The organism is Almyronema sp., from assembly GCF_052168255.1.
GTDB classification, from domain to species: domain Bacteria; phylum Cyanobacteriota; class Cyanobacteriia; order Phormidesmidales; family Phormidesmidaceae; genus Sphaerothrix; species Sphaerothrix epifaneia.
Genome location: NZ_JBQLZL010000061.1, coordinates 12,957 through 39,755 on the forward strand (window position 1 = coordinate 12,957; position 26,799 = coordinate 39,755).

Below are 26,799 nucleotides of genomic sequence, written 5' to 3' on the forward strand. Positions count from 1 at the left end.
CTATCTGTCGCTTTTGCCCCGCCGCCACCAGGAGACCCCCATGTCCCGCATTGCCGCTGATGCTCTAAAACAAGTCCAGATTACGGGGCCGCTTTGGTCGGCTGAGGTTGAGGTTTTACAGGCGATCGATTCGCAAAACTGGGCGTTTCGGACGCTCTTTCTGGAGACGACGCCCCAGACCCGCTGGGAGCAAAGCCAACTCTTTTTGCCGGGAACCCTGCTGCTGCTGAGCTTTGTGCGCCAGGTTAGGGTGCAGCCCAACGGGGAGGCAGGCGATCGCTATCTCTGGCAGCGATCGCCCGCAGAGATAGCGCCAACGGATTTATCCGTACCTGGGCTAAAAGCCAGCTTGGCCAGCGGCCAGTTGGCCTTGCTGCTAGTACAGGCCGAAGCCGCCGCTTGGCCAGCGGCAACGGGTGACCCCAGCGGCGATCGGTTTTTGCCGCCGTCGCTGCAGTGCATTGCTGGCGAGATAAGTTTGGCCGAACTCACACCGCAGTCCGGGGCGATCGAACGGCTGTACCAGGCGTTACCCCTTGAACGAGCTGCCGCCGCGTTTCAGCATCGCCAGCCCGCCTCTGAGCCGGATCAGCCCCCCCAACCTGCCCGCCTGCTGGCAGAAATAACGGTTCACAGCAGCGGGTTGTCGGTTTATGGGCAGACCTGGCTACCCTGGCAAAAAGAAGATGCCAGCCCGGTGCAGGCTCCTTTTTGGCTGCGGCGCGATTTTAGCCGAGATGCGGCAGGCAACGTCCGGCTGGGTGAGTTTAGGGTGCAGCCTGAAAAAGAGCGCTTGACCCCGGCTGAAGCCCAAACCTGGAAGGCGGTGTGGCAGCAGCTCAGCCGCTACCTGAATCCCGCCCATCCCCTAAGTGCACCTCAGTCAGAAGTGACAAGCGATCGCCTGCCGCAGTGGGTAACGCTGGAGATGACAGCACCGCTAGCTGTGCCCGATCTGTTTTGGCTGATGCCTGACTGGGGCGATCCGGCCAGCCTTCAGTTTGCCCCCGATGAATTTAGCCTGATTATCAGCGATCGCCCGCCCTATAACAGTCAGAAGCCGCCGACTTCGCTAGCTCGCATTGCCCCGACTCAGGTAGCGATCGCTGCTGCCGCCAGCGGCTTACAGCTCACCTTCACAACCACAAAGCCCGCCGCCCCGCCCCCCCTCGCCGCCGGGTCGTTGGGCTATCAGTATCAGGTGGCGGCTGACGGCATTCAAGAGCGCCTGACCACTACGGCGCTGAAAACCGCCTTTAGCCCGGTCGCCGTCGCCCGTTTTTTGCGCCATACTCAGAACCTCGCCGAGCCAGAGTGGATCCAAGCTAGCGATCCAACCCAGCAGCAACCCATCCAGCCGCCGCTGGTTTGGGGCTTCATGCCGCTCGAAAACGGCTGGGCGCAGATCCCGGTGGCTAACCTAACCGAGCAAATCTATCTCGACAGCACCCTGGAAAATCCGCTACCGACCGCTACCCCGGCTATGCTACAAGGCGCGATCGCCCTGGGTAACGAAGCGGTGCTGACCCAATACCCAGCCGAGCAACCCTGGAACCTGACCTGGACAGATGGCGATCGGCTGACGGGTACCTGGCAGCTTAGCACCACAGCGGCAGGCTTTCGCCTGAGTCAGATTGACCTAGACGTCAGCAATCCGGTGATTACCCTTAACGGCTTTTTCTGGCTGAGTCCGGCGGCACCGCGAATTGAAGATGCCCTACCCGATTTAGACGATTGGGTGACTGGGCTACAGTCTTTTGCCCTGAAAACGGCTCAACCGGATCAAGATTTATTTCCAGCGCCGATGCTGATGAGCCTCCCAGATCTGACGCTAGCTGTGCGCGATCGCAACAGCCAACAACCCTCGGCTGAACTGGGGCCTTGGCGTCTGCGTTACGAAATAGACGATCGCGTTCTTACCTGGGCCACCGAGGATGTTTCGGCGGCGACAACGGCCACGGTCTTTGCCCGCATGGTGCAGCAAGGGGTTTTACGAGCCGATACCTTTAGCGTTCAGCTACCTTTAATTTGGCAACGGCACGGGCGTCTGCCTATGGTGCAAGCTCTGCCCCTAACCCAGTCACAGACCCCCCCCAACTATGCCAGCGCCAGCCGCCAGCTCGTCCCGTTTGAATTGCCTGTAGACTCTCTGGGCTTACCGCAACAGTGGCTATTTGCCGCTGCGAGCGCGGCTAGCTGGCTGCGCCTGAGCGATCAAAGCTCGTCTGCCCCGGCTACCGACTGGCGATCGCAGTTTGATTTACCGCTGGTGGCTTTGTCCTTACCGGGGGTACTGCTCGATCCGCTGGCTGATTTAACGCCCCTGGGCATAGAGGCCGATCCGCTGGGGCTAACGCCCAATTACCGCTTTGATCTGCCCTATACCGACGAAATTAACGCCTTTGCTCAACTGCCCAGCCCGGTGGTCGATCCGACCGCTGTTTCGCCACTGCCCGACTCACCGACACCTGAAGCGCCGCAGCCGCTGACGCGCGAAACCTTAGGCGCTCACTGGCAAACCTTGAGTCAACTGGCCAGCTTAGCCAGCGCTGATGGCGTGACGGCTTGGGGCTGTTTGCAGGTTTACCAGGCTGGCCCCCCTGAAACCTGGCTTTTTAGCGTTGATGAAGTGGCGCTGGCAGAGGTGCTAACGGCTGGCGGCGTATCAGCCCGACTGCGGCAGCTCTTGAAGACCCAAGGAATAGCGTTGTCGGCGGCGGCGACGGTACAGCCCGATGGCGAACACTGGCTGCTGACAGACGGTGAAAGCCGCTACAGGCTTAAGCTCAAGCGGGGGCTGCAACACCTGATTGAACCTTTTGAATGGCTTGTGCAGCCCAGGTTTCAACTGAGCGAGTATCCGGGGACGCTGACCCTGCAAAATGGCGCGGCTACCAGCCTCTCGGCAGAGACGGCTCTAGCGGGTATTTCCGGCCAGTTTGCCGTAACCGCCGACCAGATCAGCCACCTGCCAGCGCCAACGCCTACGGCCTATACCCTGACGGCGGGGAGTATGGCCGCTCAGCTACAGGCAGACGGCTTGGCCGATCAGCGCGGGCTGGTGCGGGGATGGCCGCAGATTAACCAGCCCTGGTTACAAACCCCCGTTAGTTTTCGGGCAACAACCGATTTGACGATTCCCTATGCTTTGACCACGGCTCAGCAAAGCTTACCGCTGACGATCGATCGCCACTCGACCTGGCAGCTTTGGTTTCGAGATTTGCCTTTGCGTTTGCCTGAGGCCACAACGCTCACTACCGGAGTGTTTCAGCGGCGCGATCGCCTGTCGCCCCTGGCGCAAGATGTCAATGACCCGGAAGCTCGTTCGCGGCAGCATGATTTTTTAGCAGGCTATGAGTGGCGCTTGGCGGCGGATCCCGCCTCGACTGCTTATTTGCCCCTCTTTAGCCTGCACTTTTACCCCCTGACGCTAGAAACGGTAGCGCTAGCCAACGGCCAGTTACAAAAGGTGGTGATCATTGGACGGCTGCAGCTACCGTTAATGAGCGATCGCGAACTGACAGACTTTAGCAACGCCGTTGAGCTAACCTTTACCCCTGGCGAAACCGACGAACTCAACCTCACAGCGATCGCCCTAGTGGCCGAACAAGGTGAATGGCCCCTAGCGCTAAAAGACAATGAGGCCAGTGATGCGCCGCTGTTAGTTTGGCAAGCGGTGACGTTAACCGCAGCGGGCGACGGTCTAAAGCTGCAAAACCCAAAGCTCAAGTTTATTCTCTTCGACCACCTGTGGACGGTACCGCTAAACGACCTGCACCCCACGGCTGCGCCTGCAACGACGGCTGAGTGGATCTTTAGCGCCGCCACCCCGGCTCAAACTCAGGTTTATGCTGTGGCGGCTGAAACGGCGTATCTGCGTCCAGATTGTCTGTCTTTGACCCTTGATCCGGTGGGGCGTCACCATCAGGCTCATCTGGATATTCGGCTGGAATTGGGGCGATCGGCGGGTAGCGCTGGTGCGGCCACCTCAGGCGATCGCCTTGCCTGGGTGGGGCAAGTCAGATTTCCGCTGCTGACGGTGGCTGCCGACCCATCGCCCCAGTGGACACAGGCCACCCTTTTGGCTGCCCTCAGGCTTGACCCTACGGCTACCCCCCCCGCTAGAACGCTGGTGACCAGTTCGAAGGCGCTACAGTTTCGCTGGCAGCATTACCAGGTTTCAACCGCCAATGCCGACTGGCAACTGTTGCCCGGTATGGCTTTGCGATCGCCTCTAGCCGATGCCACTACCGCTGAAGCACCGGGATTTGCTGCGATTACCTTCGAGCTACAGCCCGTGGCCGAAGGCATCCCGACGCTGGTGCTCACCAGTGCCTTTTTAGAAACGCTGCTGTTTTGTCAATGGGGGCAGTTTTTGCAGACTGACGCCGAAAACCCGGCAGCGGTGCGCTCTGGGCAGCTTGCCCAGGTATTTGGTGCTTCAGCCGGAGAGGTGGTGTGTGCCTACACCACGACTTGGCAGGCCGAGGCAGATGCCTGGTCAGAAACGCTGCTGCTCAACGGCGTTTTAGAGGTTAAAAACCTGATTTCCTGGCCGCAGGCGTTGCGGGTTGAGGCTGAGGCTGAACCCACGCTGCTGCATCTGCCGCTGCTGCCGACGGCTTCAGGTTGGCGATCGCTGCCTCACTGGCGTCACAGCCTGCGTATTTTGCTGAACCAGCATCAGCTACCCGCTCACCTGCTAAGGGCAGGGGAAGGCAATTTGCTGTTTCAATTGCAGCCGCAAGCGCTCTGGCAGTTTTGGGCAGTAGTAGAGCATCAGCTCATTGCTGTAGAGTTTAGCGGTGATGGCGAGGCGCTGCAGATTCAACTCCGGCACGATCGCCGCTGGAGTGTGACCCAAGTCGTAAGCTGGATCGCCCCCGCTCAGTTTCAAGCCCGCTTAGAAAGCTGGGCTGCGATCGCCAGCCCCGACCCCAGCGCTGGCATAGCCCAAGAGGGCGCTGGCTATTTTGACCCGGCTTTGCGGACAGCGCTTTTGGCAGAACTAACGACTTTAGCCCAACCGCTGGTTCTGATTGAAGCCAGCGGCTACCACTGGCTCAACCAAGCGCCGCTGACAGCCCTCAGCCCGACAACGCTGCAGTTTTTACCCAACGGTAGCCAGCAGGGAATTCTTAGCAGCCCGCTCTACTATCAACCCAGCGATCCGGCAGATCCGCGCTGGCTGTTGTTGAATCTGCCTTGCTTAGGGCGTTTGCAGCCTACTGAGGCTCTGGATGTAACGGCTGCGGTACCAGCGCCGCTTCAAGGCGACCCGGTGCTGCACCTGGCTCAGCCACAGCCAGTTTCGCCCTTGGCTTTAATGCTGGCAAGCTGGCAACCGCCTGCCCCTGGTGATGTGACTACGATTCAGGTGGCGATCGCCGCTCTAGACACGGCAGCGGGTCGCACCTGGGGACGGTTAGACGCGCAATCGCTAGAAGAAAGCTGGTTCCGCCTACAGCACCCTGTGCCAGAAACGCTGCCCCGCCAGTTTCAAAGCGTAATGGCCGCTTTACCCGATTCACCTGCCCGCTTGAGCCGCGCCCCGGCGTTGAGCCAAAACATGGATAGTGGGCGTTTTGCGGTTCCCCCGGCGGCCAACCCCCTGGCAGGCGATCCAAGCCAAAGGCCGACCCCAGGTTTGTTAAAAACTCAGGGATTAGCGGCTCCGGCGGGTTTGCAAGTGCTTTACCAGTTTCAGGGGGGGACGGGCAACACCGTAGCCGATAGCTCTGGAGTGGGCGAACCGCTGGATTTGGTTTTGTTAGCTGCCCGTGAAGGCGATCGCGACAACGAAGACAACCGCGACAATCGCCGCGAAGAGACTGGCCCTGCTTGGCAATGGCAAGCCGACGGCCTCAGCCTTTTGCGACCTGCTGTGTTAATTTCACCCACCCCTGCCACCAAACTGACGCTGGCCTGTCAGGCGACCAAGGCGCTGACGGTCGAAGCTTGGATTCAGCCGACCTACGCCGCTGACTACCCCTATAAAAAAGGCCCCTTCCCAATTGTGAGCCTGTCACGACCGTCAAACTGTAGCTTTAGCCTAGAGCAAGGTGCCGAAAAGACCCGACGGGAACCGCCTGATTTCTTTGTCGCCCGGGTACAAACTTCGCAAACCAACGATGAAGGCAAGCGCTATCGGGATGATCTGCCCGGAGAGCCGTTTATTCAAACCGAAAGGGGGCGTTTGAGCCAGCGTCTTTGCCATGTGGTTTATACCCGCAACCCTCAGGGGGAAACTCGGTTCTATTTAGACGGTGAGTTGTTGGCCAGTCGCTTAGTACCGGGAGATTTTTCGACCTGGGATTTCGATCTGAGCCTAACGCTGGGAAATGAAGGCCAGCCCTATGACACTAGCGATCGCCTGTACAAAGGTAAGACCCCCTGGTTGGGCAAATACTACCGAGTCGCTATTTATAACCAGGCTTTAAGCGCTAGCCAGGTGGCTCAACACTTTGCCCAAGGCTACAGCGGCCCACTCAAAGCGACTGCCTACCCCTGGGGGAATACTGGCGTGCAGCTAGCCACCAGCCAACTGACGCAGCCCTCGCCCGTGGCTCTCAGCCGCTATGCCGCCGCTACCTTGCTACCACCAGCCTCTGCCGACACGGCCAATCCGCTGCCCCAAAGTTTTGCCGTTAGCCCCTATCTGGGCTTAGGATTTTTGCCAGCCGCCCCGGTTCCCTATCAAAGACAGTTGGTTTCAGCCGAACTGCTGTGCTTAGATCGGGTGACGCGATCGCTGCGCCCCATTGCTAGTCACCTTTGGGAAACCCTAAGCGCTCTAGAGCAAAGTTTGGTCTGGGCTAAAGAAACGCACCTGCGACTATCGCCAGAGTCACCGTTGGCGGTGTTGCGCTTTCGCGAAATCCGCCGCCTAAGCGCTGCTGATTCGACCCCAGAGGCGGTGGCGACGGTAATTACCACCTATACCTACGGCATTGTTGCTGAGTTACAGCCTGCAGAACTGCCGCTAAAACGGGTGTTTCGGCTGCGATCGCCTGTTAGCCAACTCCGCTTCCGCGAAGGGCACTTTGGCGGTAGCGTTTTACCACCGCTAGCAACGCTAAATTCCTTTGAACTATTGCCCCCCCCCACAACGGGTGCCCAGCCGCTTTACTTCACCCAGTCGCCCTCAAATCGTCCCTGGCCGTGGGGGCTGAGTGCCCTGCGGCTGAGCCTGCAAAATACGGGTCAAAAGCAGGGAGTGGTGGGGACTTTGGGCTTAGACGATCAGGCTGAACGGATACTTTGGTGGCAAGCAACTCCGTACACGGTGCAATATCGCTCGGCAACGGCGGCGGCTCGACCCACCGCCGGACTGCCTGCTCAATTTCGCTCGGCTGCGATCGCTAGCTTGCTCCCGGTAGCTTTGCAGCCCCCGCTACCGCTAATTGACGGTTTAGAACAGTTTCAACCTCAGGCAGAAGCGGGCGATCGCTGGCAGGCCATTCTGCCGGGGACGTTGCGCTACCTGATTGTCGGCGATCGCCCCGGCGTCTTTTTCAACTGTCGCCACCACATCCTGCGCCAGGGGGCTTTAGCCGCAGATCGCCCCAGTACAGGTTCGGTTTTGGTTTCTGGTAGTGTGCCTGTGCAACACCGCCTGCCGCGCCCGGTGCCTTTGCCCAGCAATACCCTACCGGATCAGGCTTTGCAGCCCTGGGCCAGTTACTTTGAACCCAATCGCAATGCCTTAGTCACCCCTGGGCCAGCCGACGAAGCCTTTTTTGGCTCAACCTTGGGCAACAATAATCTACCCACCCCAGCTCAACGGCTACGACTAGAACTGATTAGTCCGGCTGGGGGAGCGATCGCGGCGGATTGGGACGGTCAGCTTGTTTACCGCGTAGACGCCCACAGAGGGACGCTGAGCCAGCCAACGGCGTTGAGCGACTGGCAGATCACGCTCAAAGCGATCGCCAATGGTATCACAATTGCCTTTATTGCCGCAGACCCAGACACGCCCGGAGAACAACGCTATCAACCAGCCGACAGCCAGCAGCGCCAACAGCTTAAAAACTTGCTAGAACTACTGCCTGCCGGATCTACCCTGAGGCTACAGGCCGAAATTCAGCCAGCCGCCGCTGCTGACAACTTCAGCCAAACCCTGTCTTTCCGGCTGCGGCTGAGAGATCCCCTGGCGCTGCCGTTGCCGCTTCAGCCCCAGTTCATTCAGTTTGAAGATCCCGAATACAACCGCCAACTAGCTTCTCCAACGGCCTATACGGTCGCTCAGGTGCAGGTGCCCAATCCGACTGATCCCAGCCAGCCGCAGCTAGTGGGGCTAAAACTAGCCTGCGATCGGCGTGAATACAATCCCGATAGTGTTTTGTCCCTGCGCTATGACTGGCAGATAATTACGGCTGCCCAGCACTTTCAGCGCCTCAGCCTGACATTAAAACGGATTCGAGCGGGGATAGAAACGGCGCTGGCCCTCCCCCATCTAGCCCCCCGCTTAGCAAATCTTCCCAGTGCCGAACTAACGCAGTGGGCGCTGACAGATTTAGCGCGATCGCCGCTTACCCCGGTGGCTGATACTGCTCCAGCAGAAGCAGGCGCGCTCTTGCAGGCAGATGACACCCTACAGCTCACCCTCAATCTATACCGTCAGGCAGCCGCTAGCGAACCCGACCAACAGCTGGTACTACAGGTCAAAATTGTAGCGGAGCCTGTGCAACCTGCCCCAGAAGCGGCTTATGGATTGTTGCGTCGCCATCCAGACGGCGCGGTTGAATGTGTGCGCTTTGCCTGGGGAGTCAGCCCCAGCCGGGTAGAAATGATTAACGCCAGCGATCTGCAAACGGAAGTTGTGCGTCGTCGAGCCGTGTTTCAATGGACGGCTACCCAGCGGGTTGCCCAGGCAACAACTTACGCCGTCCAAAAGATTACCCAAACCGGGTCAACCGTCTGCTCAATGCCTTTTTCAGATCCGTCACCAGCCTAGCCTGAGCGGATAAAGCGCGGACTAGGAAATTGCCGACAACTTGATCGGCAGTTTGAGCGTGAATGTGGCTCCCTCTCCCAGCGTAGACTCACACCCCAGATAGCCTTTGTGCGTTTCGGTAATGATCTGATAGCTGATAGACAGACCCAGACCCGTGCCTTTACCCACAGCTTTGGTGGTAAAAAAGGGATCGAACAGGCGACGGCCAACGCTCTCTGGAATGCCGGGGCCGTTGTCAGCAATCAAAACCCCCACCCAGTTGGCGTCTAGAACCTGGGTGGTGATGGTAATGGTTGGCGCTAGAACGGCTGGATGCATTTCTAAAGCATCGATAGCATTGCTGAGGATGTTCATAAATACCTGATTGAGCTGTCCGGCGTAGCACTCAATTAGGGGTAAAGCGCAATAGCGGCGAATGACTTGAATTTCAGGAAAATCGGGTTTGGCTTTGAGACGATTGCCCAAAATCGTCAACGTACTTTCTATACCATCGTGTAAGTCCACCTGTTTAACGGCGGCTTCGTCTAGACGTGAAAAGATCCGCAGCGATTTAACAATGTCACGAATGCGCCTGGTGCCATCCTCCATAGACTGCAGTAGCTTGGGAAAATCCTGGCGTAGAAAGGGTAAATCTATCTCGACTAAGGCGGCTTCAATTTCTGGATCGCTGGCAGACTGCTTTTGCTCGTAGAGATCTAATAAGGCAAGAATTTCGTCGGTATATTGAATGGCATGTCGCAGGTTGCCATGAATAAAGCTGACAGGGTTGTTAATTTCATGGGCAATCCCCGCCACCATCTGACCCAGGCTAGACATTTTTTCACTTTGAATTAGTTGAATTTGTGTCTGTTGCAGCTCATCGAGGGCTTGCTGCAGGTCTTCTGCTTTTTGCCGCAAAGAGGCTTCTGACTGCTGTAGCGCTTGAGTTTGTTGTTCGGATGCTTGGCGGGCGGCTTCTAGCTCAGTGGTGTATTGACCTGCCCAACTGACTAATTGATTGAGCGCTTTTGCAAGTAAAGAGACTTCATCGTTGGTTTGGATGGGGGCTTGTAGCCGAAAGTTGTTGTCTTGGGTAACTTGGTGAGCCACCTGGGTCAGTTGTTCAATCGGGCTGGCAATTGCCCGACTGGTTAGGGTTGCCAAGGCGATAGCCAGACCAATGGAGACGGCCATACTGCTCAAGATGATGATCAGCCGGAACTGTTCTACCTGGTCTAGCTGGGCGGTGGCTTGAGTATAGTTTTGGGAAACTGTTTGCTGTATTCGCGTTAGGTCTTCTGAAAGTTGCTCTAGGGTGGTTGAGAGTTCGCTGGCGCTAGCGCTGCTCAGGGCGTTAGAGAGGGTTTCACTAGCGGCTTGCTTTTGATCGATGCCGTCTAACGCTGCCCAAATAGCTTGGGCAAACTGTTCGTAGGCCAGGAGCGTCTGCCGATACTGGTTCACTAGGGCTAGCAGTTGATCATCGACGGGGACGCTGGTTTGGGCGACCTGTTCGAGCTGATCGAGCAGGTGATTGAGCTGGCGTAGATCGGTGTTGAACTGGTTGGTTTCGTATTGCACCCAAATACGACTTTCGCCAGCGATCGCCAGTAACCGCAGCGGGTGGGTTTGAATACTTAAAAGCGAACGATTGAAATCATTGAGCAGTTCCTTTTGCTGATGCATTTGCTGGGTTTGCAACCGAGCAGACTGGGCGTAGTAGTGGCTGCCAATGAGACTACAAATGGTTCCCAGAATAGCGGTGCCCAGCGCCAGGGTATAGCCGAAGCTAATTTTCTTCGAGATGCTCTGATCAATTCTCAGGACTTGATTCAGGCGAATGAGTCCTATTGATAGCGGCTTGAGCATGGAATCGGCATGACTTAATCAGGAAAAAACTGACGATATGTTTGAATCATTACTCAATTGCTGAGCCTTGGCCAATCGCGTAATAACTTTCTCGCAGCATTTGATAGTCAGCGTCTTCAACCACAATCAATTCAGAAGTTTTGTACTTCTGGTTTGCTTCAGAAGCTGATAAGGCTGGCAGCAGCACATTGGTATGCTCAAGCATTTGAGTTTGCAGAGTTTGGATAAAGCCTTCCCCTAAGCTGGGATTGACCACAAACACATCTGCTGGTAGCGGGTCGCTGGTAGCGATTACCTGAATTTCTTTATCTTCTAAACCGGGTGTTTCCACATACTCAACATAGCGATCGTGCGAATCTGTCCAGGCGTCAACCTGACCCGTGCGCAAAGCTTCACAGCCTTCACGATTCAGCATTTCAATTTCGTAGTCACCTGGGTTGACGCCTGCATCTAGCAAAAGCTTCATGGGCACAATATGGCCAGCGGTAGAGCCTTCTGTGCGCATAGCTACTTTCTTGCCTTTGAGGTCGGCTAGGGTGTCGAGGCCGCTACCTACCCGCGTCATGACCATGGTGTAATAGTTAGATCGGGTTACGCCGACGATGGGTATGGCTTTGGCTCTTGCCCGCAGCAGCAAATATTCTGAAGGGCCAGCAAAGGCAAAATCGAGTTCATTGGCCAGTAGCGCTGGGGCTGCCGCCGAGTAGTTTTCGACCGGGTAAAACTCGACGGGCATTTTTAAGACATCTGCCAGGGCTTGGCGAAAGCTGCCAAAGTCTTGCTCTAGCTTGTCGAGGCCGCTGAGATCTGTCACGGCAAAGCGCAAGCGTTCGGGGCGCGGAGCGTCTGCTTCTGAACGGGAGGCGGTGGTTTTAGACAAGGTACAGCCGCCCAAAAACAGCAGGCTATAGATGAGGAAGGGGCGTCGTCTCAACATGGCAGTTCTCCGCAGGCTAAGTTCTGCTCAAAAAGATACTGATAGGCAGATTCGTACCTATTATTTTTCCCGCTGGATGGTTGGCCCTATCGGGTGAAGCGATCGCCGATTTAGAGCGAACTGGCGTTTGGGGCTTGCACCCGAATACTGGCTGCTGCATAAAATTCGCCGCGTTGCTCCAGCGTGTAATTACCCAACAGCAGTGCCAGCCAAATTTCTACTAGTGGCTGCTGTAAAGCTCGATGCAGTTCTAACAGCGGGATCTGAGTCATTTGCTGCTGTTGCATCCAAGTGGCGATCGCCTGAATCCAGGCGGAGACATTTTCGTCGTGGGCGGTCATTAGGGCTTGCTGGGCGGCTTCCTCGGCTGTAATTTGATCGATCATGGCCAGAACTTTGGTTTTGTCTACGGCCTCAGCTACCGAGTCTGCTGCTTGTTTGGCAACTTTGGCGGCGCGGCGATGGCGGCGCGGCTCCGTAAACATGGAAATATCGACCTGTTGCGTTTGGCGCACCAGCCCCTGTAGCCACGCTTCTGAAAACAGCGGTTCTTGTGGCTGGTAAGTCTCTTCCCAGGCGTTGAGTAGCCACTCGGCTTTGAGTTCGTAGAGTTGAGCTAGGTGGGTAATCAGATGTGCGCCCAGTCGGAGCTGCTCAGCTAGGGGCAGTTGGGCGATCGCGGCTTCAAACTGCGGCCAAAATTCCTGGATCTGGACGGTTTGGGGGGCAGCGGTGGCGGCAGCAAACGTGCGATCGATCGCCTGTTCTAAGGGATGAAGGTTAGACATCGCTGAGGCTCACCCCGTCGCTAGGAAGATGCCGCAGGGCACAGCCGCCAATAGGACATTCCAACGGCTCTAGACGAATGGCTGGCTCAAATTTGGTAATGCCATAGCGATCGCCCAACTGGGCTAAAACCTGGCTGAGATAGGTTTGAATTTGGCGATTTCGCAACCCAGCACAGTGAATTGGCTTGACTTCCATTAGTTTGACATCTCCCTGCCATACCGAAGCTGCGATCGCGTGTAGGGGGGCATCTTTGCGCTTATCGCGGTAGAGGTACAGGTAAGCAACGGCGGGTAAGACCAGGGGAATTTCCATCTCTACCCACTCGCCGTCAGCGCTTTGAGAAATCTGCTGCCGATAGCGAGAACGGCGCTTGGAATTGTTGTCTTTACGATTGCGATAATGCGAACGCCGTCGGGGACAAATCTTTTCATTCCAGCAGTTGTCGCCTGTGGAGCCGTGTCGCTGCTGTGCTTCAGCCGCAGACAACTGAGCGCAGGCTAAACATTTGGGGTTGACACGCCTTGGCATCCGGCTGTTGCTCGCTTAAACTCAAAAGGTCTGACCCAGGGTAAATCGCTCAAAGGGCGGTTGCATAAGCGATTGAGCGATCGCCCCCTCAGCCAACTCTGGTAGTGTAATTTTAGTGTAATGTTTGGGCGTTAATAGCAGCGATCGCCTCAGCTACACAGCCAGCAGGCAGCACCTGCTCTAAAACCTGTCTTTGGGCAATTAGCTGCTGTCGAAAGGCTGGGTCATGCTCTGCTTCGCGTAGGAGAACTTGCTGAATCAGCTCAGTCTGCTCTTGGGGCGTTTGAGCCACGTTGCAAGCCGTTAACTGATTGAGCAACTGCTCTAAACGGCCAGTCAGTTGCGTGGGGTCTGGATGGCTGGTTACCAAGCTGCGTACCTGGTGAGCGGCTTCAGTATACTCAATATTGCCTTGCGAAGCCAGGTTACTAATGGTGCTGCCAGAAATAAAGAAATTCGTGCCCAACGGCTGTTTGCTCAGGTTTTCTAGCGCCTGAGCCTGTGTCTCTGAAATCCCCGCAAGCTGTCGCACAAGCTGCTGGCTTTCTGCGAGGCGTTGTTTGGTGGCTTCGTAGTCGCGGTAGATAGCAGCTTTAATGGTGGACTCCAAGCTGTCGGCTTCGACTGTGACGACATAAGCCTGAGAAAGCTGCTGTTCTAGCTGCCGTTCGGCTTCTAAATCGCTGCTGGTAATTTTGACAATCCACAGGTTTCCCCGTTGTTCAATGCCGTGTAGGGCTAAGGCTAAATCGGCTCTTTCGGTTTGCAGTTTGTAAAAGGCTAAGCTGAGGGCGCTATAGCTAAAGTCACCTTTGAAAACTAATTCCACTTCATTAGGCGGTTTTTGAAACAGCGCTGCAAATTCACCTGCTTCAAAATTGCGGTTGACCGGATAGCGACCTAAGGGCGTGCCTGAGTGATACTTACGAAAAATGTAATCACAGCGCACCTCGCTCAAGTTGGTCTGCTCGTTGACACTCCAGTCAGCAATACAAACCTGACTCAAATCTGCACCCGTAAAATCGGCATCGGCGACCTGAGTTCTCACCAAAAGGCTACCCCGCAAATCGGCAAAGCGACAGTCGGCTCCGGTGAGGTTAGCGTCTGTCAAGTTAGCGTTGCGTAAGTCGGCCTGCTGCAAATTGGCTGCTGCTAGCTGGGTGCCCACGCTACAACTGCCGCGTAAATCGGCCTGCTGCAAATCTGCGCCAACCAGATTGGTGTAGGAAATATCTAGCTTGCGCATATCGGCGTTTTGTAAAAAGGCTCCTTGCAGATTGAGCCGTTGACAGTGGCGCTGGGAGCATTTGCCCTCGGTCAGCAACATTTGAACGGCAGCATGCGGTAAATCAAAGTAACGATTGTCTACCCTGGCTCTGTCTAAGCCAACGGTGTTTTGCAGGCAAGTGCGATAGAACTTAGCTGCTCGTAGATCGGTATTGGCAAGTTTAGAACCGCTCAAATCAACCTGACTAAGATCCAGGTTATAAAAAGAGGTGCTGCCGCAGGTCGAAAGGGCGATCGCCCAGTTTCTTAAAAACCGAAATGGAGAGCGTAGTTTTTCTGCTGTGCTGACCACCCCTGCCCCGCTAACCACCCCCGCTCCACCCAAAAGACCCAGCAGCGATTTCACTATTTTGAAGTTAATTGGCAGGGACAGCCAGGCTGATGCGGCTTGGCCCCCCACCTGGTCAGCGCTGAAAACAGCCGCCAAAACTAAGGTGATGGCTAATAGCAGCCACAGGCTGTTCAAGAAAGCTTTTTGATCAACGGCTAAAGCCAGAGTTGAAAAGGCAAGACTGGCTAACAGCAGACTGACAATCGTCAAGATCCAGCTCAGAGCCAGGAAAAATAAAAGCGCTAGGGTGTTTTCTACCGAGGCTGCCGGGATAGCCATCGAAATCAGCAAAAATACCAGCGTACTGACAAAGGTTGACCATACCCCCGCACTTAGCCCCAACCGAATCGTTTGTAAGCTCCAAATAATGGCGATCGCCGCCATGCAAAGGCCAATAAAAAAGCCATATTGTTCCCAAAACAAGGCAAGGCTAATAAAGCCACAGAGAACGCCTATACAAGCCCCTGCAGCGGCACTGAGGATCGCTATGCTAATCAATAGCAAAAGATGCAGGCTGAGGGATTGGCCAAAGACTTGAGACTGAAGATTACGGGTAATGTCTTTTTGAGAAAATTTTTTGCCAATCATCAAGTTTTTTCTCATTATCCCTGAATTTTGGGGTCGTGTTTTGTAGTTATACAGCGCTTTGAGCTAACTCAGCTATCACTGAACTGCCTACAGACGGCAGAAACCTGAAATCGCCATAATACGAAACCAATTAAACCCCCATTCAAAGGCTAAACGATGACAATTCAGGAAGTGCATTTACCCCCCCCGAAAGCCACCAAAAAATTTAGAGTGTTTAGTCGAATTGTAAACAACAAAACCATTCAAGAAATTATTTGTGATGGCAATACGGGCTTTTGTAAATGGGTTACGAGTAATTTGTCAGAGGCAGGAGATGTTAAAGCGTTTGTCGATGAAGCGATTACTTCGGCTACAAAACTCAAAATTTTAAACGCTCGCTCCGCTAAAATACAGCCACGATTTAAGTTTTTGGCAATTGGTCAACCCGATTTTTTGCCAATTGCATTTTTAGAAAAAGGATTGCGAGCCAGTGCGCCTGTGTGTCGTATCTGTCGGCGCTACAACCTTGACGACTTAATGGCACTGTTAGCCCCTCAAAACGTAGACGATTTTCCCGAAATTTTGCATCCTATTTCTATCCATTTGCAACTCGATCCCGATTTTTGGCAAAGATATGCTGGCCAAACGCTAGCGCTAGCCTGTCGCGATCGCCACTTTCAGCACCAACAAGCCCAGCAGCGAGAGGCTTCTGTCATTGTCCCCTTTGCTACGGGTTTTTTAGTGGGTCGCCATCACTTGTTAACCAACTTTCACGTTTTTCCCGATTTGGCGGTTGTCAGAGACTGCATCGCCCAATTCAACTATGAGCGAGACGCCAAGAACCGATCTCAAAATCCGGTTAACTATGCTTTTGACGCCGATTTTTGGGTTGGTAACGAAAGGTTGGACTATAGCCTGGTGAAGCTAGCTTCTCTTAGCTCTCAAGCCGAACTTGATCAGTACAAAGTTGACTATTATGCACCGGGCGACAACTTTGGCTGGCTACCCATGACGGCTAATCCAGCGATGGTTTCTCCCCCGCTGGCCTGTGATGACACGCTACTGGCTGATATTGTTGATGAAAAGCTCCGGTTGCGGTTGGCTCAGGCTGGCTTTGCGGGTGAGCCTGTCAGTTTAATTCACCATCCGCGCGGTCGGCACAAAGAAATTACTTTGTTTGACAATCGCGTACAGGCTATCTATGAAAATACGCTCGAATATATGACCGATAGCGACCTAGGTTCGTCCGGTTGCCCGGTTTTAAACCGAGATTGGGAACTAGTCGCCCTTCACCATGCTCTGGTAGTAGAAGACTGCGGCGCTGACCCGGCAGAGCCAGCTACCCCCCATGCGGCTCAGCCACCACAAACAAAAATGCTGGCGAGGGTAAAGGGAAGTGCAGGGATTCGCATTCATCGAATTGTGCAAGATTTAGAAACGTTTCAGGTCAAAAGAGAGCCAAGCTTAAATGCTTTTTTGCAAGAATATGTCCACAACCAGATTACCCGACCCAGCAAGATTTTTCTGTCGTTTATTGAAAATTTAGAACAGCCCACCACTTCTGCTCAGGATGTTCACATCTGTGCGGTTTTAAAGCAGTTAATTGAGCGGGTTAAAACCAAACTGCAAGCCAATCACTATCAGGTTTGGGTGGCTCAAAGTGAGACGCTCGATCCGTTAGCCCTGATCGACTGGATTAACGATAGCAGCTATCCTCAAAGCAACGTTGAGACTGACTATCGAGTAGGCGATGTTGCCCTGCAATTTTCGTTGATGCACAACTCAGAACATCCTGAATTAAGAGGTGTTTCTGCTTATTACATTGGCTATAAGGCCGAACGGCGATCGCATGCGGATATTGTTTTGCAAGCCTTGACCAAAGCCTTGCCAGAACTGCCCAATCGCGGTAGCCGTGCCGATGATTCGCAAAGCGTCAATGGTTTGCCTTTCTGTCAGGATGTGATGATGCCCTCTTTGATTTTGAATTTAGGGTTTTGGACGAACGCTGCGGATCGAAGGTTACTACAGGCGGTTGATGAGAAATCGGGTTCTCAGCTTTTTGAACAGTTAACCGATGGCCTAGCAAATGGCATTATTACCTGGAGCCAGAGCTTAAATCCCATGGCTGCTGTTTTAGCCGCGTCAGCCGCAACTGCACCCCTGGTCTATCGGCTGTAAGGAGACGGGCTTCTGTATCTGGCTTGACATTGTCAGTTAGCTAATTGGCCCATACTCCTTAAGTAGCCAGATGGGTTGGGTTGCTACTGCTAGAGCCACCAGAACAATGCGGATTCTTTTAGTTGAAGACGATAACCATTTAGCTGCTTCGCTGTCAGAAGCGTTATCGGCTCAGCGCTATACGGTTGATGTGGCCTACGACGGTGAAACGGCTTGGCAGCACATTAAGATGCTGCCCTATGATCTGATGCTAATGGATGTGACGCTGCCGCAGTTGAATGGGTTGGCTTTGTGTCAGCGCTTGCGATCGCATGGAGTTGATTCGCCCGTATTGATGCTGACAGCTAGAGACACCAGCAGCGACAAAGTGGCAGGTTTAGATGCGGGTGCGGATGCCTATATGGTTAAACCCTTTGACTTGGGTGAGCTAATTGCCCAGATTCGGGCGCTGCTCAGACGCGGCCAGACAGGCACAACGGCAACGCTGAGCTGGGGGAATCTCCGGCTGACGCCAACAACCTATGAAGTGGTTTATCAAGACACCCCTATTCGCTTAACCCCCAAAGAGTTTGCCATTTTGGAGTTATTGCTGCGCCACGGTCGCCGGGTGCTCAGCCGCCACTTTATTCTGGAAGTGATCTGGCAACTGGCTGATCCGCCCGGTGAAGAAACGGTTAAAGCGCATCTAAAAGCGCTGCGGCAAAAACTGCGTCAGGCGGGTGCGCCTCGTAACCTGATTGAAACGGTTCATGGCTTGGGCTATCGTCTGGGGCAAACCAGCTTGCGATGAGGGTGGTTTATTCAATGCGGGGCAGAGTGACCGTTATGCAGGTGCCCGTTTGAGGGGTGCTGCTTAAGCTCAACTGACCGCCATGTAGCTCAACACACGTTTTGACCACGGCCAATCCCAGACCAATTCCCGGTGTTTGGCCGACATTGCCGCCCCGGTAGAAGGCTGTAAAAATTTGGTCTTGAGCCTCGGCCGGAATGCCAATGCCTGAGTCAATGACCTGAAATTGCAGGGTTTCACCCACTTCTGCGATCGCTAAGCAAATTTGGCTACCGGGGGCTGAATATTTGGCGGCATTGGCTAGCAAGTTGGTCAAGATGGCATGCAGCAGCTTTTTGTCTAGATAGGCTTGCTCGTGGATTAGGTGATTTTCTAACACCAGCGTTTGTTTGGGCTGAAGCTGAATTTGCTCAAAAAGCTGTTGACAAAACGCTGCAAGGGAGACAATTTCTGGATTGAACTCCAGTTTGCCGGCCTCTGCCCGAGCCAGCGTCAAAATATCGCTCACTAGCTGAGCCATGCGTTTGGCTGCCAGTTGAATGCGATCGAGCGTGTGGTGCTGCTGCTGCAAACTGAGGCGATCGCCGTGGGCTGCGAGCAGTTGGGCTGAAACGCTAACGACGCTCAAGGGGGTGCGCAGTTCGTGAGACGCCATCGAAAACAGCCGCAGCTTGAGTTCACTCAGTTCGCGAGTTTGGCGCAGTTCGGCTTGCCAGCGAGAGAGGTAAATCAGCAGCGTAGCGGTCGTCAAGCAGCCAATCAGCAGCGTGGCTAAAGCGCTACGCAACCACGGTCGCGGCGCAGTGGGCACAAAGATAATTTGCCATTCCCGCTGCCCCAGTTGCAGGGGCTGGGTGCAGTCGAGGCCGCTGTGGCAAAAAGACTCAATCGTCGCTATCTCAGCGGTGACTGGCGGTGGGCTGACCTGCTGGGCTTGGGCGTTGTAAAAGCCCAAAAACTGCTCTGATAGCTGAGCAGTTTGATCAAAAAGATAAAAATCAATATCGTCGTTGAGGTCACTCAGCGATTCTTCTACCACGTCGGCAATGCGAAAGACGCCTAAAATATAACCCTGGATCTGCTGCCGTCTGAGTTCGGGGGTAGAGGCCAACTGGCGGTAGACAGGCACAAAAACTAAAAAACTGTACTGGTTATTGGCAGTTTCTTGCACCAGTTGTACGCGAGCTGTAGCCGCGATCGCCCCGGTATCTCTGGCTCGTTCTAAAGCGACGCGCCGCGTTTGATCCGAGGCGAGGTCATAGCCCAGGGCGACTTCGTTAGTTTGCCACGGTTCTAAAAAGGTGACGGGCACGTAGCTATCGCGGCTGGCAGCGACTGTTAAACGATCCTTGCGATCGCGCTCTGTAATCTTGGCCTGGGTCTGTTGGGTTCTAGCCTGTAGCCATTGCTCGTAGCTTGCCCGCTGCTCGTGGGGAACCAGCGGTGCCCACTCTAAGGCTTGAATGCCGGGATAGGTACTCACCACCCGGCGGACAAAGCGACTAAAGACTTGTTCGTCTACTGGCTGATCTGTGGCGTCGTACAGGTCACCAATAGATAACAACAGTTCGTTATAGCGATTGAGGGTGCGCTGTAGGGCAGTGGTTAAATTGCTGGTTTGTTTTTGCCATTCGCTTTGTTGGGCTAGCCGCTCCCAACGCTCTACCCAGGCTGTGGCTATAAACGTCATGCCCAAACCCAGCGTCAAAATCAGCCCAGCGGGTAAGTAGCGGTAGAAAGCAACCATCGCGAATGTGTCTGCCCAAACCTGTAGCGATCGCGATCGTAACTTTTATCGGTTAAAGAATTTGAAATGAGTCAATCTTTCCGATTTCTTCCCCATTTCTTTCCCAAATTTTGCTGCGCCTGCCAGTAACTTGAAGCCTAACTTAAGGACACCCACGGCCCTTTTAGGTTTCAAATTGTAGTCGTTTTTACACCTTTTTGAAAACTAAAACGTTGCCTGCCCGTTTAGCTCATCAGGTTGCCTTTTTCGGCAGCGTCAACTGTTTGAAAGGCGACGGGGCGCTGATGGATGTTCTGCTGATTTGCCCTCAACCCCTTTTAGCTGCTATGAGACGCCGACACTTAATCAAAACGAGCCTGGGCTTAGCGACAGGAATGGCGATCGCCAACGGTTTAAAAGCTTGCAGTACCCCCTCAACGACAACGGCCTCAGTAGACTCTGCCGCCGCTGGCTCCCCCGTTTCTGACGCCAAGTTGACAATAGTGCAAGGTGGCGGCTTTCCCAACAGCCTCGATCTGCACCGCGTTGGCACCAACCGCCCCGCCTACGGCATTTCCTGGGTGATGTACGATCGCTTGATGACCTTTGGCACCAAAGAACTGGCCGATGGTTCGTTGTCCTACGACTACACGGTGTTAGCGCCAGAACTGGCCGAAAGTTGGGAAATGGCTGCTGATGGTTTATCAGTTACGTTTAACCTGCGGCAAAACGCCACCTTTCATGACGGCTCACCCGTCACCGCCAACGATGTTAAATGGTCTTTTGATCGCGCTGTTTTAATTGGCGGCTTTCCCACGTTTCAGATGAAAGCAGGCGCTTTAGAAAGCCCCGAACAGTTTGAAGTGGTGGACGACCACACCTTCCGAGTCAAATTTTTACGACCCGACAAGCTCACCCTGATTGATCTGGCGGTGCCGATTCCAGTCATCATCAATTCAGAGCAGGTCAAACCCCACCTGAGTGAAGCCGACCCGTGGGGAGCCGAGTGGCTCAATGCCAACGATGCGGGCGGCGGTGCCTATCAGCTAGCAGAGTTTAGACCCAACGAGCGCATTACCCTAGCGCGCTTTGACGACTGGAAATCAGGGCCACTGCCCCAAATTCAGACGGTGATTGTGTTGAACGTGCCTGAATCGGGCAACCGACGAGCGCTGCTAGAAAAAGGAGATATTGACGTCAACTATGACCTTTCTGAAAAAGACCAGAAAGAGCTGGCGGCTATGGACAAATTTTCCATGGTGTCTACCCCGATTGAAAACTGTCTCTACTCCATTGATATGCACAGCAACCCAGAACTGCAAGGAGCTGCCAATCCCTTTGCGGATGTCAAGGTGCGTCAGGCCGTAGCCTATGCAACGCCCTATGAAGCAATTATGGAAACTGCTTTATACGGCCAAGCCGTACCCCTCTATGGCACCGGAAAATTTGAGCCAGACTCGGTGGCGTGGCCGCAGCCTACCCCTTACCAAACCGATCTGGCTATGGCTAAAAAGCTGATGGCTGAGTCTAGCTACCCCGATGGCTTTGAAACTACTTTAGCCTTCGACATGGGGACAAAAGAGTGGGCTGAACCAACCGTAGTGCTGCTGCAAGAAGCCCTGGCCGAATTGGGCATTACCGTCAACATTGAAAAAGTGCCTAGCGCTAACTTTCGTTCGGTGCTAGTTGAGAAGAGTCGGCCAATGATTATCAACAACTTTGGTGGCTGGCTCAACTATCCTGACTATTTCTTTTTCTATGCTTATCACGGTCAGGACGCGACTTTTAACGGTAGCTCTTATAAAAATGCGGCGATGGACAAGCACATCGAAGCGGCTTTGGCGAGTGAACCGGGTCAACCTGAGTATGCCGAAAACGTGACTGCATTTATTGCGATGGCATGGCAGGAAATGCCCCGTGTCCCGCTGGCTCAGCCCAAGCTATCGGTAGCTATGCAGCCTAATATCAGCGGCTATCAGTACTGGTTTCACCGCCAGCTAGACTTTCGGCAGTTGCAGAAAGCTTAGATCGACAACGATGAGGTGGCGCAACTGGCTGCTAGCGGGCTGCTCAGCGGTGGCGGCTTGAGCAGCGGGCGATCGCACGTAGAAGATATCCCCTATTCATCCTATGGCAAAGCATTCAACCGTTCGAACCATTGGTAAACGCTTGCTGGGGGCGGTGCCCAGCGTCATCGGCGTGATTGTGATTACATTTTTGCTAACGCGGGCGCTACCGGGGGATCCGGCTGCTTTTTTTGCTGGGCCTGCCGCTACCGCCGAAGCGATTGAGGAAATCCGCCGCAGTTTAGGCTTAGATAGAACCTTGCCGGAGCAGTTTTTACTCTATTTAGGCGATTTGATCCGGGGCGATCTCGGCGTTTCGCTGACCACGGGGCAAACGGTTGTTTATGACCTTACAACCCGGCTGCCAGCTTCGTTGGAGTTGACTTTGGCCGGATTGATCTTTGCGATCGCCGTTGCTTTGCCGCTGGGGATTTTGGCGGCTACTCGACCTAACTCCTGGATTGACCATGCGGTACGGTTGCTGGCAACGGCTGGGGTTTCGCTGCCGACCTTTTTTACTGGCTTGTTTTTGGTGTATGTGTTGTATTACCGTCTGGGGCTTTTCCCGGCTCCTTTGGGGCGTTTAGATATTCTCTACAGTCCCCCACCAGCGGTAACGGGTTTGTACCTAATCGATAGTTTGCTGGCGGGGGATCTGGCGCTGTGGTGGGCGGCGGCGGCGCAGCTTTGTTTGCCAGCCGTAACTCTGGGGCTGTTTGCCTTAGCGCCCTTAGCCCGGGTAACCCGCGCGGCCATGCTGGGGATTCTCTCTAGCGACTTTATTCGGACCGCTCGTGCCAGCGGCCTACCGCCCCGCCAAATTCTCTTTGGCTATGCTTTTCGCAATGCCCTGCTGCCTGTGGTTACCACCTTGGGTATTGTGTTTTCGTTTTTGCTGGGAGCCAACATTCTGGTTGAAAAGGTGTTTGCTTGGCCGGGAATTGGTTCTTACGCGGTTGAAGCGCTGGTGGCTTCTGACTATGCCCCCATCCAAGGGTTTATTTTGACGATGGCGCTGCTGTATGTGGGGCTAAATTTGCTGATTGATTTGCTCTATGTCGTGATTGATCCCAGAGCTGGAGTAGACGCATGACGACCACCTGGCAACACACCCGCTACGTGATTAGCGAAAACCTAATTACCTTTGCTGCCTTTGCCCTGTTTTTTGGCTTTTTGCTGTTAGCTGTTTTGGGAGAAGCGATCGCCCCTTATGATCCTCTGGCTAGCAATTCAGCGATCGCGCTACAGCCGCCTAGTGCGGCTCATTGGTTTGGCACCGATCAGCTAGGGCGTGATGTCCTCAGTCGGGTGATGGTAGCGGCTCAGCTAGACTTGGGCATTGCTGTGCTAGCGGTGGCGCTCTCCTTTGGGGTAGGCAGCGTTCTCGGAACCTGCGCCGGATATTTTGGCGGCTGGTGCGATCGCCTGATTTCTCGGGGCATCGACACGCTGATGGCCTTTCCGCTATTTGTGCTGGCGATGGGTTTGGTGGCGGCTTTGGGCAACACCATCGAAAACATCATTTACGCCACGGCAATTATCAACTTACCCCTTTATATGCGGGTCATTCGCTCAGAAGTGCTGGTGCGACGAGAAGCCGGATTTGTAGAAGCTGCTCGCCTAACGGGCAATGGCGACTGGCGCATTATGGCTAAGCACCTGTTTCCTAACGTGCTACCTGTGATGATGGTGCATGTTTCGCTGAATATGGGCTGGGCGATTTTGAACGCAGCGGGTCTATCTTTTATTGGTTTGGGCGTGCAGCCGCCGACTGCCGAGTGGGGGATTATGGTTGCAGAAGGGGCTACTTATATTGTCTCTGGCGAGTGGTGGCTGGCGCTGTTTCCGGGGGCGGTGCTGATGCTGGCGGTTTTTTGCTTCAACTTATTGGGCGACGGCCTGCGGGATTTGATTGACCCGCGAATGCGGACATAGGGAGCGGTGGCAGCGCTAAGGCGATCGCTGATGTTTGCTAGCTGATAGCCACATCTGGCTGCACCGTGTCATTTCAACTGGGTTAATCTTTCTGTCTTTTCCAATTCAAAAACGATGACTTCTTTTCACTCCGCTTCTGCGCCGCCGCTGCTGAGCGCCTGCTCGACTGCTTTGCTGGCGGTCGAAAATCTCACGGTTGAGTTTCGTACCCGTTCTGGCAGGGTGAAGGCGCTAGAGTCTGTTAGTTTTGCCGTTCAACCCGGAGAAACCGTAGGGATTGTGGGTGAAAGCGGCTCTGGTAAGTCGGTAACGGCTTTTACGCTGATGGGGGTACTGGCACCAGCGGCTAAAATTACCGCTGGCAGTGCCCGCTTACAAACTGACAGCGTCGCCGTGGATTTGCTCAAAGAACCGGAATCTTCTCTGCGGCAGCTACGCGGCAAAGAACTGTCGATGATTTTTCAAAATCCCCGTACGGCGCTTAACCCCATTCGCAAGGTAGGTCAGCAGATCAGTGATGTGCTGCGTTGCCACACCGATTTACCCCAAACGGCTCTGCGAGCCAAAGCCCTGGAGATGTTAGCCAGTGTTCGCATCCCAGACCCGCAAAAGCGCTACGACGCCTATCCTTATGAACTGTCTGGCGGGCTATGTCAGCGGATTATGATTGCGCTGGCGCTGGCCTGTGCCCCCAAGCTCTTGGTGGCGGATGAGCCGACGACAGGGCTAGATGTGACCACCCAGGCGACGGTGATGACGCTGATTAAAGATCTGGTGACGCAGCAGCAAATGGCGACGGTGCTGATTACTCACGACCTGGCGCTGGCTTCTGAATACTGCGATCGCATTGTGGTAATGCATGCTGGCCATGTGGTGGAATCTGCTCCCACCGATCGCCTTTTCTGCCAGCCCCGTCATCCCTACACCGCCAAATTAATCGCGGCTACACCAGAGCCGCATAAGTCTTTTGCTGACCTGGTACCGATTGCAGGTAATCTGCCCGATTTAAAGGCGGACGATTTGCCCCCCTGTCGCTTTAGCCAGCGCTGCGATCGCTATGAAGCCAACCTTTGCAATCAGACTCCCCTTGCCCGCCAATACGTTACCCCTGATCACGCCGTTGCCTGTTGGAAACCGCTCTCTGCCTAAGACCTATGACTCAACTTATTGCTTCACCCTCGCTAACGGCGCTGCCCCTGCTGCAGGTACGCGATCTCTGCAAAGTATTTCCCGTGGGTAAAAACGCTCAGCTACACGCCGTCGATCGCGTGTCTTTTGATATCCAACCGGGGGAGAGTGTTGGCTTGGTAGGCGAATCGGGCTGCGGTAAGTCAACGCTGATTCGCTTGATTACCCGGTTGCTAGACGTCACCTCTGGCAAAATTCAGTTTGAAGACACGATTCTCAGCACGATAGCAGTGCGTCAGTTTCCTAAAAGTGTTTACCGCAAAGGCATTCAGCTAGTCTTTCAAGATCCAACCGATAGCCTCAACCCGCGCTTTACCGCCTATGACACCATCACCGAGCCGCTCAAGCGCTTAACGGCGCTGCGCGATCGCCGTCAGTTGCAAGACCGCGCGGCTGAGCTAGCTGAGCTAGTGGGGTTGCCGTCTGCCTTGCTCAGCCGTTTTCCTCACCAGCTTTCAGGGGGGCAAAAAGCGCGGGTGGGGATTGCCAGAGCGATCGCCCTGAATCCTAAACTGCTGGTGCTAGATGAACCCACCTCGGCTCTAGATGTTTCGGTACAGGCGGTGATTTTGCATTTGCTGGCAGATTTAAAGGCTCGGTTGGGCATGAGCTATTTATTTGTCTCTCACGACTTGAATGTGGTCAGGCTGCTGTGCGATCGCGTTTTGGTGATGTATCTGGGTCAAATTGTCGAAGCGGGTTCGGTCGCTCAAGTCTTCAACACCCCGCACCACCCTTATACAGAAGCGCTGATTTCGGCCATTCCCAGCTTTGCCGCCAAGCCTCAGCCCATTGCCCTTTCCGGCGAACCTCGCAGCCCTATCAACCCCAACCCCCAAGTGTGCCGTTTGTATGGCCGCTGCCCCCAAGGCGAAAGCCGCTGTCAGCAAGTCATGCCAGAATTGCAGGCGGTAGCAGATCAACACTGGGTAGCCTGTCATTTTCCCGTTGGCCAGTCAGCGGGCTAACGGGGCGCAACGCTGAAGGCGGCAGTCGGTGAAAGGACAACTGTGAAGGCACTTTTTGCTTCCTGCTCAAGAGTGCGAAATACTAGAAAGGAATCGATTAGGCTAGTTGAGTTGTCTGTGCGATCGCTTATGCCCATCCAATTGCTTTGTGAAAGTTCTGATGCGTGGCTACAAGCCGTCATGGATGATTTTGATAGCTTTTTGATTGATCATGCCGCCAATGAAAAAAAAGCGTCGAGTTCAGCCCTAACGTTAGCAGCCCACTATCCTGACAAGCCAGATGTGGTAGCGGCCATGATTGATCTGGCGATTGAAGAATTGAGGCACTACCGCGAAGTGTTTCGGTGGATGTGCGATCGCCGCTTGACCGCCTCAGCCGACCAAAAAGACGCCTATGTGAAACAGTTTCGCACGGTGCTGCGATCGGGTACCGATCAGTACTTTTTAGATCGACTGCTAACGGCTGGCATTATCGAAGCCAGGGGTCTAGAGCGCTTTGCCAAAGTAGCCGCTGCCTTACCTTTGGGGCCCCTCAAAAGCTTTTATCAGTCTCTGACGCGGGCGGAAGCGCGTCATGCCGATTTGTTTCTGGCTCTGGCTACCCAATACTATTCTGACTCAGACGTGCAGGCGCGTTTAGCCACTCTGCTACAGGTTGAAGCCGATATTTTTCAGTCTTTGCCCGTGCAGCCAGCCATCCACTAA

General features: G+C 54.4%; 15 protein-coding genes. 9 read left to right on the forward strand and 6 right to left on the reverse strand.

Annotated elements, in window-relative coordinates:
- Positions 1–40 precede the first annotated feature (40 nt).
- Positions 41–8,956, forward strand: coding sequence for a LamG-like jellyroll fold domain-containing protein (locus ACTS3T_RS13540; RefSeq protein ID WP_462935195.1), 8,916 nt, complete (start codon positions 41–43; stop codon positions 8,954–8,956).
- A 21-nt stretch (positions 8,957–8,977) separates the two neighbouring features.
- Here ACTS3T_RS13540 and ACTS3T_RS13545 read toward each other — a convergent pair whose 3' ends face one another.
- The 5 genes from ACTS3T_RS13545 to ACTS3T_RS13565 all read right to left on the reverse strand — a co-directional run bounded on the left by ACTS3T_RS13545 (position 8,978) and on the right by ACTS3T_RS13565 (position 15,264).
- Positions 8,978–10,804 (reverse strand): sensor histidine kinase, encoded by a 1,827-nt coding sequence (locus tag ACTS3T_RS13545; RefSeq protein ID WP_462935196.1) that lies wholly within the window; start codon positions 10,802–10,804, stop codon positions 8,978–8,980.
- A gap of 49 nt (positions 10,805–10,853) precedes the next feature.
- Complete coding sequence (locus ACTS3T_RS13550; protein ID WP_462935197.1) at positions 10,854–11,741, reverse strand: PhnD/SsuA/transferrin family substrate-binding protein; 888 nt, start codon at positions 11,739–11,741, stop codon at positions 10,854–10,856.
- Positions 11,742–11,851: 110 nt separating this feature from the next.
- Complete coding sequence (locus ACTS3T_RS13555; RefSeq protein WP_462935198.1) at positions 11,852–12,529, reverse strand: hypothetical protein; 678 nt, start codon at positions 12,527–12,529, stop codon at positions 11,852–11,854.
- Positions 12,522–13,058, reverse strand: a complete 537-nt coding sequence (locus ACTS3T_RS13560; protein WP_462935199.1) for a hypothetical protein — start codon at positions 13,056–13,058, stop codon at positions 12,522–12,524. Before ACTS3T_RS13560 ends, ACTS3T_RS13555 begins: the two co-directional genes overlap by 8 nt.
- A gap of 112 nt (positions 13,059–13,170) precedes the next feature.
- Positions 13,171–15,264, reverse strand: coding sequence for a pentapeptide repeat-containing protein (locus tag ACTS3T_RS13565; protein WP_462935200.1), 2,094 nt, complete (start codon positions 15,262–15,264; stop codon positions 13,171–13,173).
- 156 nt (positions 15,265–15,420) lie between these two features.
- Here ACTS3T_RS13565 and ACTS3T_RS13570 point away from each other — a divergent pair, with 156 nt between their 5' ends.
- On the forward strand, positions 15,421–17,421 hold the full coding sequence (locus ACTS3T_RS13570) for a trypsin-like peptidase domain-containing protein (RefSeq protein ID WP_462935201.1): 2,001 nt from the start codon (positions 15,421–15,423) through the stop codon (positions 17,419–17,421).
- Positions 17,422–17,527: 106 nt separating this feature from the next.
- A complete protein-coding gene (locus ACTS3T_RS13575; protein WP_462935202.1) occupies positions 17,528–18,211 on the forward strand; it encodes a response regulator transcription factor in 684 nt (227 codons plus the stop codon).
- A gap of 7 nt (positions 18,212–18,218) precedes the next feature.
- Here ACTS3T_RS13575 and ACTS3T_RS13580 read toward each other — a convergent pair whose 3' ends face one another.
- Positions 18,219–19,958, reverse strand: a complete 1,740-nt coding sequence (locus ACTS3T_RS13580) for a CHASE domain-containing sensor histidine kinase (protein ID WP_462935203.1) — start codon at positions 19,956–19,958, stop codon at positions 18,219–18,221.
- Between the two features lie 326 nt (positions 19,959–20,284).
- On the opposite strand from ACTS3T_RS13580, the gene ACTS3T_RS13585 reads away from it, so the two are divergent.
- The 6 genes from ACTS3T_RS13585 to ACTS3T_RS13610 all read left to right on the forward strand — a co-directional run bounded on the left by ACTS3T_RS13585 (position 20,285) and on the right by ACTS3T_RS13610 (position 26,799).
- Positions 20,285–21,964, forward strand: coding sequence for an ABC transporter substrate-binding protein (locus ACTS3T_RS13585; RefSeq protein ID WP_462935204.1), 1,680 nt, complete (start codon positions 20,285–20,287; stop codon positions 21,962–21,964).
- Positions 21,965–22,067: 103 nt separating this feature from the next.
- On the forward strand, positions 22,068–23,096 hold the full coding sequence (locus ACTS3T_RS13590; protein ID WP_462935205.1) for an ABC transporter permease: 1,029 nt from the start codon (positions 22,068–22,070) through the stop codon (positions 23,094–23,096).
- Positions 23,093–23,938, forward strand: a complete 846-nt coding sequence (locus ACTS3T_RS13595) for an ABC transporter permease (protein ID WP_462935206.1) — start codon at positions 23,093–23,095, stop codon at positions 23,936–23,938. The genes ACTS3T_RS13590 and ACTS3T_RS13595 overlap by 4 nt, the downstream gene beginning before the upstream one ends.
- A gap of 114 nt (positions 23,939–24,052) precedes the next feature.
- Positions 24,053–25,087: an ABC transporter ATP-binding protein gene (locus ACTS3T_RS13600; RefSeq protein ID WP_462935207.1), complete on the forward strand. Its 1,035-nt coding sequence runs from the start codon at positions 24,053–24,055 to the stop codon at positions 25,085–25,087.
- 5 nt (positions 25,088–25,092) lie between these two features.
- Positions 25,093–26,094: an ABC transporter ATP-binding protein gene (locus ACTS3T_RS13605; RefSeq protein ID WP_462935208.1), complete on the forward strand. Its 1,002-nt coding sequence runs from the start codon at positions 25,093–25,095 to the stop codon at positions 26,092–26,094.
- A gap of 129 nt (positions 26,095–26,223) precedes the next feature.
- Positions 26,224–26,799, forward strand: a complete 576-nt coding sequence (locus ACTS3T_RS13610; RefSeq protein WP_462935209.1) for a MiaE family protein — start codon at positions 26,224–26,226, stop codon at positions 26,797–26,799.

Coding starts and splice junctions, on each gene's coding strand:
- ACTS3T_RS13585 (WP_462935204.1), top strand. CDS start 20,285: ATGAGACGCCGACACTTAATCAAAACGAGCCTGGGCTTAGCGACAGGA.
- ACTS3T_RS13545 (WP_462935196.1), bottom strand. CDS start 10,804: ATGCTCAAGCCGCTATCAATAGGACTCATTCGCCTGAATCAAGTCCTG.
- ACTS3T_RS13580 (WP_462935203.1), bottom strand. CDS start 19,958: ATGGTTGCTTTCTACCGCTACTTACCCGCTGGGCTGATTTTGACGCTG.
- ACTS3T_RS13550 (WP_462935197.1), bottom strand. CDS start 11,741: ATGTTGAGACGACGCCCCTTCCTCATCTATAGCCTGCTGTTTTTGGGC.
- ACTS3T_RS13590 (WP_462935205.1), top strand. CDS start 22,068: ATGGCAAAGCATTCAACCGTTCGAACCATTGGTAAACGCTTGCTGGGG.
- ACTS3T_RS13565 (WP_462935200.1), bottom strand. CDS start 15,264: ATGATTGGCAAAAAATTTTCTCAAAAAGACATTACCCGTAATCTTCAG.
- ACTS3T_RS13600 (WP_462935207.1), top strand. CDS start 24,053: ATGACTTCTTTTCACTCCGCTTCTGCGCCGCCGCTGCTGAGCGCCTGC.
- ACTS3T_RS13595 (WP_462935206.1), top strand. CDS start 23,093: ATGACGACCACCTGGCAACACACCCGCTACGTGATTAGCGAAAACCTA.
- ACTS3T_RS13570 (WP_462935201.1), top strand. CDS start 15,421: ATGACAATTCAGGAAGTGCATTTACCCCCCCCGAAAGCCACCAAAAAA.
- ACTS3T_RS13610 (WP_462935209.1), top strand. CDS start 26,224: ATGCCCATCCAATTGCTTTGTGAAAGTTCTGATGCGTGGCTACAAGCC.
- ACTS3T_RS13605 (WP_462935208.1), top strand. CDS start 25,093: ATGACTCAACTTATTGCTTCACCCTCGCTAACGGCGCTGCCCCTGCTG.
- ACTS3T_RS13560 (WP_462935199.1), bottom strand. CDS start 13,058: ATGCCAAGGCGTGTCAACCCCAAATGTTTAGCCTGCGCTCAGTTGTCT.
- ACTS3T_RS13575 (WP_462935202.1), top strand. CDS start 17,528: ATGCGGATTCTTTTAGTTGAAGACGATAACCATTTAGCTGCTTCGCTG.
- ACTS3T_RS13540 (WP_462935195.1), top strand. CDS start 41: ATGTCCCGCATTGCCGCTGATGCTCTAAAACAAGTCCAGATTACGGGG.
- ACTS3T_RS13555 (WP_462935198.1), bottom strand. CDS start 12,529: ATGTCTAACCTTCATCCCTTAGAACAGGCGATCGATCGCACGTTTGCT.